This window comes from Spirochaetia bacterium 38H-sp (assembly GCA_039023545.1).
Taxonomy (GTDB): Bacteria; Spirochaetota; Spirochaetia; order Winmispirales; family Winmispiraceae; genus Rarispira; species Rarispira pelagica.
On the sequence record JBCHKQ010000015.1, the window covers coordinates 1 to 1820 of the forward strand.

General features: G+C 41.5%; 1 protein-coding gene. It reads right to left on the reverse strand.

The annotated features are described in order from the left end of the window. The coding region (locus tag WKV44_10540; GenBank protein ID MEM5948973.1) for a glutamate synthase central domain-containing protein at nt 1-1624 on the reverse strand (1624 nt) is incomplete at its 3' end. Nucleotides 1625-1820: the final 196 nt, after the last annotated feature.

Below are 1820 nucleotides of genomic sequence, written 5' to 3' on the forward strand. Positions count from 1 at the left end.
TCATAACCACGGATTCCCTTATGGAATCCACAGCTGGGTTGGTTACCTGTGCAAAAAGCTGTTTAAAATATTCATACATCAACCTAGGTCTGTTGGACAAAACTGCAAGCGGAGAATCATTACCCATGGAGCCAAGAGGCTCTTTTGCATCAATAACCATTGGAGCAAGAATTACATCAAGATGCTCTCGTGTATATCCAAACATCTTGAGACGTTCTTCCAATGTTTCAGGATAAAATCCATGAGGCTCCTTATCAGTCTCAAGCTCATCAAGTTCTATAACCTGTTCTCTGAGCCACTCAGAATAAGGCCTCTGTGTGGCAACGCTCTTTTTTATTTCCTCATCGTCTATTATCCTTCCCTGAACAAAGTCAACAAAGAACATTTTACCAGGCTGCAATCTGCCTTTCTTTACAACCTTTTCCGGCTCTACGGGAAGAACACCGACTTCACTTGCCATTATCACAATATCATCGTCTGTTACATAATATCTGCTTGGCCTCAAACCATTTCTGTCAAGAACCGCGCCTATTACGTGACCATCAGTAAAAGCGATGGAAGCAGGTCCGTCCCATGGTTCCATGAGACAGCTCATATACTTGTAGAAGTCTTTTTTCTCGCTATCCATCTTATATTTCTGCCATGCCTCGGGAATCATCATCATAACAGCTTCCTGAAGGCTTCTTCCTCCCATAAGAAGAAGCTCAAGAACATTGTCAAAGGTTCCCGAGTCAGAAAGGTCTGGTTCTATTATTGGCAAAACTTCTTTGAGGTCTTCTCCTATGATGTCGCTCTTAAGCAGCCCCTCTCTTCCTCTCATCTTATTGATGTTTCCTCTGAGGGTATTTATCTCTCCGTTGTGGCTCATAAACCTAAGCGGCTGAGCCCTGTCCCAACTTGGAAAAGTATTGGTAGAAAACCTTGAGTGAACCATTGCAATATGAGAAGAAAAATCGGCATCAGAAAGGTCAGGAAAAAACTCAAAAAGCTGCTCAGGAGTAAGCATGCCTTTATAAACCATAACCCTGGGAGAAAGGCTGCAAAAATAGAAAAACTCGTCAGAGTCGTTTTCCTTACCTCTCAGGAGGTGAGTTGCTTTTTTCCTTATTGCAAAAAGCTTTCTCTCAAAAACTTCATCGCTTATATCGTCCTGTGCAGCAACAAAAAGCATCTCTATAACCGGCTCGGAAGCCTTGGCTGTAGGTCCTATCATATGGTCTACAACCGGAACAGGTCTCCAGCCTATAAGACTCTGTCCAAAATGCTCTATTGTTTCTTCCACTGTTTTTTTACAAGCTTCACGCTGCTTATCATCCTGAGGGAGAAAAACAAGTCCTGCAGCATATCTTCCGCGCCCAGGCAGTTTTTTCCCCAGCTCTTTATCAGCTATTTTTTCCAAAAATGCATACGGAAGAGCAACAAGTATACCTGCGCCATCTCCTGTATTAACCTCACTTCCCACAGCACCTCTGTGAGTCATGTGAACAAGAACATTCTTTGCTTCTTCTATTATCTCATGTCTTGCAACACCCTTTATGTGTGCCACAAATCCGACACCACAGCTGTCGTGTTCAAAAGATGGGTCATACAATCCGTGGGCCTTAGGCCTTTTTTTAAACGCCATACACACTCCCTATGTCGATAGTATTGGGGATAGATATCTATGCAATTTTTATGCCATATATTGCATATTTATGCAATATATAATCCCATAAATAAATATTATTACATTTCTTATAAGCTTTAATCGATAAGAAGCGGTAAATGATACTTTTTTGTAGCATTTACCGCGTTCGATATAACATTTTTGTAGATTACAT